Annotated in this window: 10 protein-coding genes; 5 read left to right on the top strand and 5 right to left on the bottom strand. The window is 70.1% G+C overall.

Annotated features, from left to right (window positions below; genetic code table 11):
- Together G6O54_RS37365 and G6O54_RS17015 are read left to right on the top strand one after the other, a co-directional pair.
- On the top strand, nucleotides 1–221 hold a 221-nt coding region (locus G6O54_RS37365; protein ID WP_205678864.1), incomplete at its 5' end, for a hypothetical protein.
- Nucleotides 222–447: 226 nt separating this feature from the next.
- Nucleotides 448–1,290, top strand: coding sequence for an NAD-dependent protein deacylase (locus tag G6O54_RS17015; protein WP_165226852.1), 843 nt, complete (start codon nucleotides 448–450; stop codon nucleotides 1,288–1,290).
- A gap of 34 nt (nucleotides 1,291–1,324) precedes the next feature.
- Here the strand turns inward: G6O54_RS17015 and G6O54_RS17010 are convergent, their stop codons facing one another.
- Nucleotides 1,325–1,684, bottom strand: a complete 360-nt coding sequence (locus tag G6O54_RS17010; RefSeq protein WP_165226851.1) for a hypothetical protein — start codon at nucleotides 1,682–1,684, stop codon at nucleotides 1,325–1,327.
- A 153-nt stretch (nucleotides 1,685–1,837) separates the two neighbouring features.
- Between G6O54_RS17010 and uvsE the strand changes: the two genes are divergently transcribed.
- Entirely contained in the window at nucleotides 1,838–2,830 is a 993-nt protein-coding gene (gene uvsE, locus G6O54_RS17005; protein ID WP_165226850.1) for a UV DNA damage repair endonuclease UvsE, read from the top strand.
- On the opposite strand, the gene G6O54_RS17000 is transcribed toward uvsE, so the two are convergent.
- From G6O54_RS17000 to G6O54_RS16990, 3 genes are all read right to left on the bottom strand, one after another.
- Nucleotides 2,763–3,281, bottom strand: a complete 519-nt coding sequence (locus tag G6O54_RS17000) for a hypothetical protein (protein WP_165226849.1) — start codon at nucleotides 3,279–3,281, stop codon at nucleotides 2,763–2,765. The genes uvsE and G6O54_RS17000 overlap by 68 nt on opposite strands.
- 220 nt (nucleotides 3,282–3,501) lie before the next feature.
- Nucleotides 3,502–4,998 carry a heavy metal-binding domain-containing protein gene (locus tag G6O54_RS16995; RefSeq protein WP_165226848.1) on the bottom strand — a complete coding sequence of 499 codons (1,497 nt, stop codon included), beginning with the start codon at nucleotides 4,996–4,998 and terminating at the stop codon, nucleotides 3,502–3,504.
- Nucleotides 4,999–5,035: 37 nt separating this feature from the next.
- Nucleotides 5,036–6,322: a selenium-binding protein SBP56-related protein gene (locus G6O54_RS16990; protein WP_165226847.1), complete on the bottom strand. Its 1,287-nt coding sequence runs from the start codon at nucleotides 6,320–6,322 to the stop codon at nucleotides 5,036–5,038.
- Nucleotides 6,323–6,607: 285 nt separating this feature from the next.
- Between G6O54_RS16990 and G6O54_RS16985 the strand changes: the two genes are divergently transcribed.
- Both G6O54_RS16985 and G6O54_RS16980 read left to right on the top strand, forming a co-directional pair.
- A complete protein-coding gene (locus tag G6O54_RS16985) occupies nucleotides 6,608–7,156 on the top strand; it encodes an ECF-type sigma factor (RefSeq protein WP_165226846.1) in 549 nt (182 codons plus the stop codon).
- A gap of 40 nt (nucleotides 7,157–7,196) precedes the next feature.
- On the top strand, nucleotides 7,197–10,508 hold the full coding sequence (locus tag G6O54_RS16980; protein WP_165226845.1) for a serine/threonine-protein kinase: 3,312 nt from the start codon (nucleotides 7,197–7,199) through the stop codon (nucleotides 10,506–10,508).
- Nucleotides 10,509–10,546: 38 nt separating this feature from the next.
- On the opposite strand, the gene G6O54_RS16975 is transcribed toward G6O54_RS16980, so the two are convergent.
- Nucleotides 10,547–14,497 carry a hypothetical protein gene (locus G6O54_RS16975; protein ID WP_165226844.1) on the bottom strand — a complete coding sequence of 1,317 codons (3,951 nt, stop codon included), beginning with the start codon at nucleotides 14,495–14,497 and terminating at the stop codon, nucleotides 10,547–10,549.
- Nucleotides 14,498–14,563 lie beyond the last annotated feature (66 nt).

Here is a 14,563-nt window from a genome sequence, read left to right as displayed (position 1 = left end):
CCTTGGAAATCACGATGGCTCCCCTCTTGGGCAAGCCATGCGAGCATGGGCTCGCCCGCTCGTATCCCATGAATCGGCGGTCCGGTGCGTCTGCGCTTCGCTTGACACACCCTACAAAAGATGCGCATGTCCACGCCCGTGGATGGCGGATTTCCGAGCCCGGCGCGCGCTTCGGCCGGATGAGCCTCTTTTTTGCCATCCCCGCCGATCCCGCGGCCTGACGCGACGAGCCTGCGGTCACGCGAGACGCCTTGCCGCCAAGGCCCGGCGAATTCGCGTGGAGGTTCGCGGCATCGCGGCCCTCGACCGTCCGATCGAAAAGCGGTCACCTCGTCGAGATTCCTCTGGTCATCGCGGAGTCTCGCGCGGTATGGATTGAGTCGCTTTCCCGTGTCGGGTCGTGATCTCACATCCATGATGCTCTGCGTCGACTCCGGAGGTCCGAGGATGAAATCCCTTGCGCCGTCATCCGCGGAGGATGAAGCCCCGGTGGCTCCGGAGACGTTGCAGCTCGACGCGCAGGTGATCGACCGGATCGTCCAGCGCATGGGGGGAGTCCGGAGGATCCTCTTCATCACCGGCGCGGGGATCTCGGCGGATTCCGGATTGCCGACCTATCGCGGCCGGGACGGCATCTACCGGTCCGGGCGGTCGACCCCGGACGGCCTGACCATCGAGGAGGCCCTGTCCGGCCCGATGTTCCGGATGCGGCCCGAGCTGACGTGGCATTACCTGCTGCAACTGGAGCAGTCGACCCGAGGCGCCAGCCCGAATCGCGGCCATCGCGTGATCGCCGAGATGGACGGATATTTCGACGCCGTCTGGGTCCTGACCCAGAATGTCGACGGCCTCCATCAGCGGGCGGGTTCCCGGAACGTCCTGGACATCCACGGGAGCCTTCACGAGCTGCTCTGCCCCCACTGCGGCCATCGCCGGACCGTGACCGACTACGCCGGGCTCGAGATGCCCCCGCGCTGCCCCGATTGCGGCCGGATCGTCCGGCCCCGGGTCGTCCTCTTCGACGAGGAGCTCCCCGGCGACAAGCTCGCGCGGCTCTGGCAGGAGATCCGCGCGGGCTTCGACATGATCTTCACCATCGGCACCAGCAGCCTCTTCGATTACATCCTGGAGCCGATCCGGAGGGGTCGCGAGGCGGGCATCCCCACGGTGGAGATCAATCCGGAGACCACCTCGGCCACGCACCTCGTCGATTACAAGGTCCACGCGGGTGCCGCCGCGGCCCTCGACCAGATCTGGGAACGCTATCTCGCCTGGTGGCCGTGGACCTGACCTCGACCCCTCGGGCGGCCGATCCCGCCTGGCCTCAACCTCCCGGCGCTTCCTGGCCCGGGGGCTGGTCGAACTTCACGTCGCCGGGCTCCCTCCGCCTCGACTTGGCGGCCGTTTCGACCATCAGGTCAGCGTCGTCCTCCACCTCCGGGGCGGAGATGCCTTCTGGTTCCGGGGCGGTATCGGCCTCGGCCTTCGCGACCGTCCGCTCGGCCGGTTCCCGCGTCTCCGGATACTCGTAGTTGAGGATCGTCTGCACGAGCAGCGTGCCGAAAGTCGGGAGGTTCCCGGACTCGATCCCGGCGTGCTTCTTGAGCGTCTCGAGCAGCTCCTCCTTGCCGCGCTGGGTGGTGAGGAGCTCCCTCAACTCGTCCTCGCGTTGTTGTCGGTCCATGGCATGATCCCTGCGGAGAGGTTGTGCCTCGCGGTCGAGGCGGGATCCGGAATTCGCTTCGCCCGGGCCCTCGCAACGCAATTCCCGGGCCGGCGACCGCTCGCCGGCCAACCATCGCGGGAGAACTCCGATGATCCCAGTCGGGAACGCACCATGATCCGCTTCGGCCTCTGCTGCATCTTCCGCGAACAGCCCATCAAGTTCTTCACGACCACCGCCGCGGCCCTCTCCCGGCTCGATCGGCCGGCGGCCCTGAGGAAGATCCAGGCCCTCTGCCTGGCGAACGCGGAGTCGCTCCGGGCCGCGCTCGGATACTGCCAGGCGTCCGGGATCGGCTGCTTCCGGATCCAGAGCCAGATCATGCCGGTGAAGACCCATCCGACCCAGGGGTATGAGGTGGTCGACCTTCCCGAGGCCGCCGCGATCGAGGCCGCCTTCCGCGCCTGCGGTGCCTTCGCCCGCGACGCCGGCCTGCGGACCTGCTTCCATCCCGATCAGTTCGTGGTGCTGAACTCGCCGCGGCCGGAGGTGGTGGCGTCCTCGGTCCGCGAGCTGGAATACCAGGCGGAGGTCGCCGAGTGGGTCGGCGCCGACGTCATCAACATCCATTGCGGCGGGGCCTATGGCGACAGGCCGCGGGCGATGGCGGATTTCGCCCGCGGCCTGGAGCGGCTCTCCCCGCGCGTCCGGTCTCGGCTCACGATCGAGAACGACGACCGCACCTTCACCCCGGCCGATCTCCTGCCGCTCTGCCGGGCGGAAGGGATCCCGCTGGTCTACGACGCCCATCACCACCGCTGCAACCGCGACGGTCTCTCCGTCGAGGAGGCCACGGCGGCGGCCCTCGGCACCTGGGACCGGGAGCCGCTCTTCCACATCTCCAGCCCGATCGACGGCTGGGACGGCAAGGGGCCCCAGCGTCATCACGACTACGTGGACCCGGCCGACTTCCCCGCCTGCTGGGAGGGGCTGGACCTGACCGTCGAGGTGGAGGCGAAGGCCAAGGAGCTGGCCGTGCTGCGGCTGATGACGGACATCCGCCGCCGCGGAGACGAGCCCGCTCCGGGCAAGGGCAAGGTCAGGGCTGGGACTCGAGGACGAAGTACATCTTCAGGGTCGGCTGGGGGGTCGTCCGGGCGTACATGAGGCCCAGGTACAGCCCCGGCCCGATCTCGCGGATCTCGTCGCGGTTGCGGGCATACACGCGCGAGGTCTCGCTGTAGTCGAGGATCAGGCTGGGTGCGCCGTCGAGCCAGCTCTCCGCCTGGTAGACGCGGGCCTTGATGACGGGCAGGCCGAAGAACCGGTTGGTGGCGATCCCCGCCGCGGGGTCGTACGTCTTGCCCTGCCAGACGAGCCGCGTGCCGGCCGCCATCGCCTCGTTCCGGCGCGTGCCGGGAGCGAGGATCGCCGTCCCCTTGACGCGGCCGGCGGGGAGGCCGACGGAGCGTCCCTGGCGATAGAGCGCATCCAGCTCCGGCCCGCTCAGTTCCAGCAGCCGGGCCGGTGTGAGGGCCGGCTCCTGCGCCCCTGATTCAGCCGGGACGGCCGCGAGGACGCCGAGGGCCAGGGCCTGGAACGCTCGTCGCGGAAGCATGAACATAGGGGCATCCCGTTCGCGATGGGGGGTGGATTGGATCGGGCCCGAGGGATTGGTATCCCCATTCGTCGGCCAATGCAGCCCGGCCCCTTGAGCGAAAGTCGAGTGCGAGAAGACCGAGGCGGTGCGAATCGACCCTTGCGCGAGGCGAGGCATCCGGTCCCCTCACCCAACCGGGAAAACTGGACTTTCGTGTCCTTCCCTACCATAGGCGGATTCAAGGGGTGCTTCCAGGACTGCCACTCAGGCGCGTCTCGGCGTCGATGAGGAAGGCACCGGCCGCCGCGATGCGTTCGCCGGAGACGAGTCCCGAGAGGACGGGGTAGCGGTCGCCCATGCGCACGCCGAGCGAGACGGAACGGCCCTCGAAGATCCCGGGGCTGGACTCGACGTAGACGACTCGGGCCGATCCCGTGTCGATGACCGCCGACGCGGGGACGCACAGGACCATGTCGTCGGACGATGGCTCCTGGCCCCTCAGGTACGCGGTCGGGTTGGACTTCAGCTTGGGGATGCAGCCGGCGCAGCAAACCCGGACGGTCCGCCCGTCCACATCGACATCCTGCGCGCGACCCATCGAGCCGAGGGCGAGTCCGGAGACCGGGCAGAGCAGACGCTCCCGCGAGTCGCCTCTTACCGGCGAGAGGCGGAGCGTGACGGCGGCGAACATCCCGGGCCGGAGGCGATACCCCGGGTTATCGATCTCGAAGCGGACCGCGGCCGTGCGCGTGACCGCGTCGAGTGCCGGCGCGATCATCGCGATCCGCCCCGCGAAGGTCTCGCCCGGGAACGCCGGCACCGTTGCCTCGATCCGCCGACCGACCTCGACGCGTCCGAGCTGGTCCTCGAACACCTGGGCGAGGATCCAGACCCGGCTCAGGTCGGCGATCTCGTAGAGGACCTCACCCTCCGCGACGTACTGGCCTTCGAGGGCGGCCTTGCGGACCAAGTGCCCGCCGATCGGGGCGAGCAGGGGGAGGGCCTCGGCGGCGGGATTCCCCGCCTCGAGCGCCCGGATCTGGTCCTGCCGGATCCCCAGGACCCTGAGGCCGTCGGCGGCGAGCCGGACGCGTTCCTCCGGGTCGCCGGCCGGCGCAGCAAGGGTGCCGTCGCGCTCGCCCGCCCCGGCCCGTCGCGCGGCGATCGCATCGAGGTAGAGCCGGATCGCCTGCGCCACGTCGTAACCGTAGAGCTCGGCGAGGCGCTCTCCCTGCTGCACGATCACCCCTTCGGACCGGGCGTGGAGCCGATCGACGCGGAGGTGGCCCCGCGTGTTCGAGGCGACCTGGAAGCGGCGGCTCTCGTCGTAGCCGACGTAGCCGACGGTGGACCATTCCTCCTCGCGTCGGCCGAGGCCCACCTCAACGGTCCTCACGCCCGCCTGCGCAACCTGGCCGGGCGTCAGGCGGACCCGCGACGGCGAGCCGTCCGGGACGGCGGCCTCCCTTGGCTCCCGTCGCGCCAGCGGCATCCCGCAGATCGGGCATGACGACGGCGCCTCGAGGACCACCGACGGATGCATCGGGCAGTAGTGCTCGACGCGCCTGGCCTCCCCGCGATCCTGCCGGGGCGGGCGGCTCCAGGCTTCGATGCGGTAGGCGAGCGTATCCCAGTAGCCGAAGGCCAGCCCGGTGACCGCCATCACGACGATCATCCGAAGCCGCATCTCGACGACCTTGACGATCGCCCAGAACGACCGCCGCGGACCGCTCATGGTTATTGTCCTCGATGGGAGCCCAGCGGAGAGCCTCTCACTTGGCCGCGATGCCGTGCGGACGGGCCGGGCCGCCGGGGAATGCCGTGTCGAAATCGAGCTTGAAGCGCGGATCGCGGGTCAGCTTCCAGCGCTGCACGTTGAGGACGTGGACCTTGTGATCTCCCTCGAGCTGAACCTTGCCGGGGCTCGCCAGGGGGAACATGTCCTGGACCAGGAAATAGTCCGCGACGATCAGCCGCCGGCTGTCGTGCGTGAGCATGAGATTGTGGGGCCCCGATCCGAGGCCCAGGTTCGCGGAGGCGATCGGCCGCGGCCTGCGGCGGTTGGTCAGGTCCAGCATCACGACCTTGCCCGCCTGGAAGAGGCCGGTGATCAGCCGGGAGCCGTCGGCGGTGATCTGGAGGATCTGCGGCATGGGACCTTCCGGCACGTCGACCCTCGGGATGAGGTTGGCGAAGTCGAGGACCCTCTCGGCCGTGCCGGCCCTGGGGTCGATCAGGTAGAGATAGCCGTCGAACATCCCGGCGCTGTAGGCGAGGCCGTGCCGGTCTCCGGGGATCAGGCGGACGTCCATCATCCCGGCCCCGCCGGGCGCCTCGATGGTCCTCACGATCCGCCGCCGTTGCAGGTCCCAGACGCGAACCGTGCTCCGCAGGACCGGCGGCCCGGGCACGACGTCGAGCGTCGAGGCCGGCAGGATGAAGTCGCTGGTCAGCATCAGGTTCATCTCGAATCGGGCCGAGATCCCGTGCGGGTTGAGGCCGTCGAGCGGCGGGCTGGCCGGCCACGAACCGACGCGACGCAGGCGGCCGTCGAACTCGACGACCCTGCCGGGGGCGCCGCCGTCGGACGAGCCCATCTGGGTCACGAGGAATCCACCGCCGGGGAGCGGCAGGAAGTCGTCGGTGATGCTCGAGTTCGGGTCGGCCGTCGAGAACAGGAAGCGCGGGCACCTGGGGTTGGTCGTGTCGAAGAAGAAGATGCCGGGCTGGCCGCTCAGCACGCTCAAGAGCCCGCCGCACGCCAGGACCTTCCCGTCGGCCGAGAGGTGCATGTGGTGGGGCTCGTTGAAGGTGGCCCCCGGCCCGGGGAGGGGCACCACGTTGATCACCTTCCCGTACCCCGGCGAGACCGGATCGAAGTCGATCACGGCGAGGAAATCCGGGATCGAATGGTCGACATGGCCAGCCCAGACGTAGAGGAATTTCTCCTCGTCGTGGGCCATGGACGGCCGGCCGGCCGCCAGGAGGAGGAAGCCCAGGGCGGCGAGAATTCCGCGGGCTCTCCGGCCGCAGGATGGCCGGGACCGTGGTCGTTTCATGGGTCGCATCCTCTCGAGCAAGGCCCGCTCCACCGCGATTTCCTCGATTCCTCCGCGACTGGTTCCCGGGCGGCGGGACAACGCCTTCGTCGCGGAGCTCAGCTATTCCGATGGATCGGCCACGGGTTACGATGAGATCGCCCGGGGACTCTGCGCGCGGACCGATCGCAGCGCGCCGGGCGGGCGGCGGTCAGCCGGGAGGGAATCCGAATTCCCCCGTCGGGCTACAAGATCATCTGAAAACGGCGCGTCCTCAGGCTCAGATCTCGTGGGTATTTTCCTCCGATGCCATCGAACGACGACGAGCCGCTCGAACCGAGACAGCCCGCGGCGGAGCTGCTGCCGATCCTCTACGCGGAGCTGCACCGCCTGGCCGCGGCGCTCACGTCCCGGCTGCCTCCCGGCCAGACCCTCCAGCCGACGGCCCTGGTCCATGAGGCGTACATCCGCCTGATGAGGGACCGCGATCCCGGCTGGGAGGGCCGTCGCCACTTCTTCGGCGCGGCGGCGCGGGCCATGCGAGAGATCCTCATCGAACAGGCCCGGCGCAAGGCGGGGTTGAAGCATGGTGGCCGGGCGCAACGCGTCGAGCTGGCCGAGGGCCTGGCCTGGATCGAACCGCCGGCCGGCGAGCTCCTGGCCCTGGACGAGGCCATCCAGCAGCTCCAGGCGGAGGATGCACACCTCGCGGAGATCGTCCTGCTCCGCTACTACGCCGGGCTGAGCGTCCAGGAGACGGCCAGCGTCATCGGCATCTCCGTCAGCACCTTGAAGCGCGACTGGCGGTTCGCACGAGCCTGGCTGGCCGAGCGCCTGGGCGAGGGCCCGCCATGAGCGGCGACGCGGCATCCGGAAGGCCACGATCGGGGGAGCCATGACCGAGGCGGATCGCCTGCGGGTCCGTGCCCTGTTCGCCCGGGTGGCGGACCTGCCGCCCGAGGAGCGAGGCGCCTTCCTGGATGAGGCCTGCCGCGGCGAGCCGGAAATCCGCGAGAGGGTCGACCGCCTCCTCGCGTTCGATGCCCGCTCCGGCCCGGACGAGGACGGCTTCCTGAAGAGCCCCGTGGTCCGCACCCTCGGCGGCCCGCCGTCGGCATTCTTCCCGCTGCCGCAGGCCCCCGAGCCCGAGCTGCCGTCCCACATCAGCCGTTATCGCATCCTGCGACGGCACGGCGAGGGGGGCATGGGGACGGTCTACGAGGCCGAACAGGCCAACCCGAGGCGCACCGTCGCCCTCAAGGTGCTCCGCCCGAGCCTGCTCTCGCCGGCGCACCTCCTCCGGTTCGGCCACGAGGCCGAGATCCTGGGCCGGCTACAGCACTCCGGGATCGCCCAGGTCTACGAGGCCGGGATGGTCGAGGACGGGCGGCCTTACTTCGCCATGGAGTTCATCCGCGGGATGCCGCTGGACGAGTTCGCCCGCGACCGCGGGCTGGACGCGACGGCCCGCCTCGAGTTGCTGGCGCTCGTCTGCGACGCGGTGCAGCACGCCCACGACAAGGGTGTCGTCCATCGCGACCTCAAGCCGGGGAACATCCTGGTTGACGAATCCGGCCAGCCCAAGGTGCTGGACTTCGGGGTCGCCCACGTCACCGCGTCCGACATGCTGACCACGTCGAACCGGACCCAGACCGGCGAGCTGCTCGGCACGCTCAATTACATGAGCCCGGAGCAGATCGCCGGCGACTCCGCCGGGCTCGACGGCCGCTCGGACGTCTACACCCTGGGGGTCATCCTCTTCGAGCTCCTGTCGGGACGCCTCCCGTACCGCGTCGAGCGGCTCCCGGTCCACGAGGTCGCCCGGGTGATTCAGGAGCAGGAGCCGTCCCGCCTGGGAGCCCTCGACACGGCCCTCCGCGGCGACGTCGACATCATCGTCGCCAAGGCCCTGGAGAAGGACAGGACGCGGCGTTACGCCTCGGCGGGAGACCTCGCATCGGACATCCGACGCCACCTGCGGGGGGACCTCGTCCTGGCCAGGCCCGCCTCGGCACTCTATCAGCTCCGAAAGCTGGCGAGGCGCCACAAGGCGCTGGTGGCTGGTGCGGCGGGGATCTTCGCGGCCCTGCTGGTGGGGACCATCGTGTCGGTCCTCTTCGCGCTGCGTGCCGCGGAGAATGCGCGGGTGGCGAACGAGCGAGAGCGCACCGCCACCTACCAGAGCTACCGCTCGCGGATCGCGGCCGCGGTCGCCGCGCTCTCCCATCACGACGTCGCGGACGCGGCCCGGCAGCTCGATGCCGCCCCGCCGGCCTGGCGCGACTGGGAATGGCGCCACCTGAGCAGTCGGCTCGACGACAGCACGTTCGCGTTCCCGGCGATCGCCGGGGGCGACCGGTTCCTCATCTCCGATCCGCAAGGGACCCGGATCGCGTCCTGGACGCCGGCCGGCCTGAGCCTGTCCGATCTGGCGGGGAACGAGATGCTGTCTCGTTCGTCGCGGCTCGACGAGCCGTCTGGGCGTCGCCCCCCCCTGCCGACACGGAATGGGCTACGGCTCGTGCTGGAGCGCGGAGATGTGTATCACGGTAAACAGGCCCTGAAGCGATCGTCGCACGGCCGAGCCGGCAACCTGGTCCTCCGGGATGACGAAGGACGCGAGCGGACGCGGCTGCGGGGGCCCGAAGGGGCGGACGCGTCGCTCGTCTCCGTCAGTCTCGACGGGACGCAGGTGGCCGTCGTCTGGGTGAGCGACTCGGGATGGTCCCTCGCCCTCTACGATCCGGATTCGGGCCGGCAACGGGCCGCGCTCGTCGGGAAAATCGGCTATACCTGGGCGATCGCCTTCAATCCCGACGGCACGCGTCTGGCAACCGCCGAGGAGGATGGCGTGGTGCGGGTCTGGGATACGTCCGACGGCCGAATGATCGCCGAATGTCGAGGCCACGCACGCAAGGCGCTCAGCGTCTCGTTCCGCGGCGACGGCAGGCGGCTCGTGACGACATCGGCGGACGGGACGGTTCGACGCTGGGATCCCGCCACGGGCATGGAGGACGGGGCGCCCTACGAGCAACACTCGGGAGAGACCCTCGCCGCCGTCTACAGCCCCAACGGCGACTGGGTCGCCTCCGGCGGCACGGACCGGACCGTCCGTGTCTGGCGGACAACGGACCTGCACGACGTCGCGGTCCTGCACGGCCATACCGGGGTCGTCAGACAACTCGCGTTTGCCCCGGACGGCCGCCGGCTGGCCTCCGCGAGCCAGTCGGGGCGAGCCGGCGACACCGGGGACGGCACGGTGCGGATCTGGGACGTGGACCGCCACGCGGGCATGTCCGTGCTCAGGGGCCACACCAGCTACGTCTATCCGGTGGCGTTCAGTCCGGACGGACGGTCGATCGCCTCGGGGAGCTGGGACGGGACCGTTCGGCTCTGGGACGCGGCCACAAGCAAGAGCCGCGAACCGCTCGCGGAGGCGGGAGTCGTGCGGGATCTGAGCTTCGGCCCGGACGGCACCTGGCTGGTCATCGGCTGTGCTCCCGGCTCGCCATTGAAGGTCCGTGACGTCTCGACCGGCCGCCTCCGGAAGGAGTTGAAGGCGCCCGGGGCGCTCGGGATCCTGGCGATCGCCGTGAGCCCGGACGGGGCTCGCGTCGCGGCCGGGGACGCCGACGGCAACGCGACGATCGTGGACGTCGCGACGAGTGCGGAAGTCTTCTCCTTCCGGATGGCGCCGCTATGGGTCAAGACGGCGCTCGCCTACAGCCCGGACGGGCGTCTCCTGGCCAGTACCAGCGAGGACGGCACGGGGATCGACCTCCGAGACGCGCGGACTCACGTCCTGACCGCCCGGCTGACGGGCCATTCGGGCCATGTCCACTCCGTGGCCTTTCGCGGCGACGGGCACCTGCTGGCCTCCACGGGCGACGATCGCACCGTCCGGATCTGGGATGTGGCGACCGCGACGTGCACCGCCGTCCTGACCGGGCACACCGACGAGGTCTTCGCGGTCGCATTCCACCCCGACGGCACGCGGCTGGCATCGGCCGGGCGCGACCGAGCCGTCTGGCTTTGGGACCTCTCGACCGGCGAGGAGGTCGCCCGCCTGGAGGGCCATACCAACTACGTCTTCTCCCTGGCCTTCAGCCCCGACGGCACGACCCTGGCGTCCGGATCCGGCGACGGCACGGTCCGGACCTGGGATACCCGTTCGCCTTCGCGACGGCCGCCGGCGGGCTGGCCCTGAGTGCGACCCGGCCCTGGCGGGATCGGCGGCGGCCGTGGTCACTTCACGGCACGCCCGATGGGCTCGAGGAGCGAGCCGATCCAGTAGCCCAGCGAGGGGAACGCGGTGAGGACGAAGCCGGCCGCCGGGACGATGTAGGGGAGCAGGTTCGAGATCATGTTCTGGTCGAGCCTCACGGCGTTGGGCGCCGTCCGCGAGACCCGGCTGACGAAGTCGTTCCGCTCGATCTGGAAGAGGACCAGGAGGGTCGCCAGCACGCCTCCGAGGATGAAGATCCAGATCATGATCGCCATGAGCTGCTGGGGGTGGAACGGATACCAGGCGATGGCCAGCAGGAGCAGGATCGGCCCGTAGATGAGCTGTGCGGACATGCTCCGCAATGGCGCCGCGAACTGGCTGACGAGGTAGACGATCCGGAGCGCCAGCAGCCCCTCCGCGGCCGAGAGCCACTGCAGGGTGGCCGGATCGAGGCCGGCGCTGGCCGCCTTCTCGTCCGCCTTCTCCTCGGTCGAGGCCGGCACCGCGGGGGCCGCCGGCCCGCCCATGGATCCGCCGTAGGACTGCTCGAGCGTGCGGTGCGGCCAGGCCATCGAGATCACCGGCCGGACGCAGCCCGCGGAGACGACCTCGAACCGCTCCGCCTCGGACCCCGGCTCGTGGATCGCCACCAGGGCCCGGAGCGCCTCCTGGGCCGACGACCCGCCCCCCGCCGGCGTGACCCCCGATGTCCCGAGGAGGAGCCGGCACTGCTGCAGGGGGATCTCCAGGTCGGCGTCGTCGTGGAGCGAGGTCCGGAGGAACCGGCCGAACTTGGCGGCGACGCGCGGCGGGATCGAGCCGAAGGCGTCCGCCATCGGCAGCAAGGACACCTGCTGGAAGAGCTGCATCAGCGACTTCCAGAGCCAGAGGTAGCGCACCTGCGAGTACACCAGGAGGAGCAGATACCCCATGAATCCGGACATCACCAGCAGGTCGAAGATCCGGCCGTCCGGGGTCGTGATGAACCGCGGCCAGACGACCCCCCAGACGAACCCTAGGATCGACCCGACGGCCGCGATCAGGAGGCCGGCCAGCGGCAGGTTCTTGGAGATCAGGATGCTGACCGGATACTCGAGCAGGTCCACGCAGAACCGGAACCGCGCGTTCATCCGGGGGATGATCTGCCGCCAGGGCGAATCCTGGCTGAACTTCACCCCCTCGAGCGAGAGCAGGTCCACCCCGCGGCGGAGCAGCGGGTACGAGTAGATCCGCTTCAGCTCCAGGTACGCCCACCAGAAGATCGCGGCCCCCAGGCAGCCGACCGGGACGATCGGCGAGATCCCCCCCAGCAGGTGCGCGCTGCGATCCAGCGCCATCCAGTCGTTGGGCATGCTCGGTCGGAGCACCAGGAACTGGTAGAGCCGGTAGAGGATGCAGACGATCCCGGCGGCCGCGACGACGAACGTCAGGCCCCGGTACGCCGCCCCCTCCGCGGTCAGCCACCGATCCCGCCTGGCCGAACGGGCCCCCCCGGGCGCGGGACCGCCGTCCGCCGGAGCCGGCGTCGGAGCAGGCGCCGGGCCGGAGGGCTGGCGGCGGATCAGGGCCTCGCCGGCACAGAGCGTCAGCGGGGCCAGCATGCCCAGCATGGTCAGCACCCCGGCGGCGGCCAGGACGTAGATGTCCTTGCCGACGACCAGCCGGGCCTCCCCCTCGCCGGCCGGGGCGATTCGCGGCGGCAGCGCCACGTCCACCGGCGCGGCCAGCAGGCAGTAGGGGATCGCGGCGGAGGTCATGGCCAGGGCCACCAGGAACCCGCGCTTCCTGGGCCGGTCGTCGCGGGCCGTGTCGAGTCGCTGGAGGAGCGGGTCGAAGAGGCTCGTCCGGCTCGGCGGCGTGCGCGAGCCCCGCGTATGCGTGTAGAGGAACAGGCCCACCATCGCATAGACCAGGAACGTCCCCGCGCAGAAGACGAGCTTCCAGACGAGCGGGAAGTCGTAGCCGAAGCGGAGGTCGATCTTGGCCTCGGCCGCCGGATCCAGGCTCACCACCGCCGGGATCAGGTCCTCCGCCTGCGCCCTGAGTGTGGTGTCGCACTGGCTCAGCGAGAGGACCTGGAGCGGCCAGACGTTGAACTGCCCCACCTGGTTGATCCAGACTTGCGGTCGGCGATTGACCGAGTCCATGAAAGTCGCGACGAACGGGCGACCGTAGATGAGCAGGTCCTCCGCCTTGCTCGAATCCACCACCAGCCGGCCCTCGTGATTGGGATCCTTGACGGCGTTGAGCAGCATCAACCCGGCGTTGTACCGGCCCAGGTCGAACTCGTTGGCGAAGAGCCTCCGCTCGCTGGCCCCCTCGAAGGGAAACGACCAGACCTGCGCCCGGGCGTCCAGCGGATAGGACGACGCGATGATCGTGCCGCGAAAGTCGAGCGTGAATTGCGGGTCGGTGTATCTCAGGTCGCTGCCGACCAGGAAGATCTGCACGTCCGGGCAGTTCTCGCGGATCAGGCGGGTCAGGTAGATCACGTCCAGGATGTCGGTGGCGACGATCCCCAGGTAGCGAATGTCCTCGCTGGCGATCGTGGCCAGGATGTTGGCCAGGATCAGGTTGTCGGTCGCGATCGTCATCCGCGGTGAGAGAGCCGGCAGGCGGTCGTTCTGGCGGCCGGTCGGGGGGTCGAACGGGATGCTCACGCGGCCCTTCGGGGCCGTGGCCGCGTCGGCGTTGGCCTGGTTGGCGCGGACCTGGGCGATCTGAGACGGGAATGGGATCGAGATGATCTGCTTCGACGCTTCGGCCTTGCCGTTGGTCCCGTATCCCTGCCCGATCGAGGTCCCATAGCCGGAGCCCGATTCGACCAGGAGCGCGATCCTCCCCTTCGGCAACGGGGGGGCGGTCGGGTCGTCGTGGCCCGAGGGGTGGGCCATGTACCGGAAGAGCGAACGGAGCAGGATCTCGTCGGGGATCACCGTGGAGGAATAGAGCACCTTCGCGGGGAGGCTGTTGCGCTCGAACGACTCCTTGTTGACGGCCGTGGCGGCGCCGGAGCAGGTCCAGATCCGGGCGGACTCGCGGCCGGGCCGGGTGGCCCAGGTGCGGAAGACGCGGGTCATGGAATCCGCCGAGCCGGAGAACGTCGGGGCCAGGATCCGGATGGCCGGGTCGCGGTCGAAGTCCTTGAGGTTCCGCTTGAAGTCGAGCTCCCAGGCGATGTCCAGGCTGGTCGCCATCGCCTGCTGCTGGATGCCCCAGGTGGGGGTTTCGCCCACCAGGAGCAGGAGGAGCAACTGCTGGGGCTCCTGCTTCTTGTCCGGCTCCGGGGCCGGCCGGTCGATCCGGAAGAGGATGACGCCGGGCTGCCGCTCGTACTTCGGCCCCTTCGCCGGGGCGGCCGGCGGCAGGATGATCGCCACCGGCGCGGCCGTCGCGGGTGCCGGTGTCGCCGCCGGCTTCGATCCGGTGGCCGGTGTCGAGGCCGGCGCCGGGGCCGGGGCCGGCGTGGGCGCGGCCGTCGTGACGGTCGCGGCGGGTGCCGGCGTGCCCGTGTCAAGCCAGGGGTAGCGGAAGCGGTCCATGCTGTAGCCTTCCGACTCGATGGCCCGCTGGATCGCCTCCGTGGCCATGTCGAAGTCGTAGCCGAGCCGCGAGTCCCTGGGATCGGAGAGCGTGGCGATGAGCGTCGTGACCTGGTAGCCGTCGAGCTCCTTCACCAGGGCTTCCATCGAGGCCGGCGTGGATTCCGGATTGAGGAACTTGATGAGGGGTTCCAGGGATTCCAGGGCGTCGGCGTCCGCGACGGGCGCGGCGGGTGCCGCGGTGGACGAGGCGGCCGGCGGGGCCTCGGCCGTCTGGGCCGCCGAGCCGGACGACGAGCCCCCGGGCTTGCCCGACGACAGGTTGAACACGCTGACCGTCGTGGCCAGGAGCAGGACCAGGGTCACCATGGGGGCCTGGCCGCCCCCCTTGAGGGCGTCGGTCAGCTTCTTCGAGTCGGGCTCGGCCATCGTTGTCGTGCGAGGATCCTGATCCCGAGCATCCGGGCCCGGGCGAGTCGTGGTGGGTCACAGGGC

The organism is Aquisphaera insulae, from assembly GCF_011064615.1.
GTDB lineage: Bacteria > Planctomycetota > Planctomycetia > Isosphaerales > Isosphaeraceae > Aquisphaera > Aquisphaera insulae.
The sequence above is the reverse complement of the archived record's forward strand: the minus strand, read 5'-3'. Positions and strand labels throughout refer to the sequence as shown.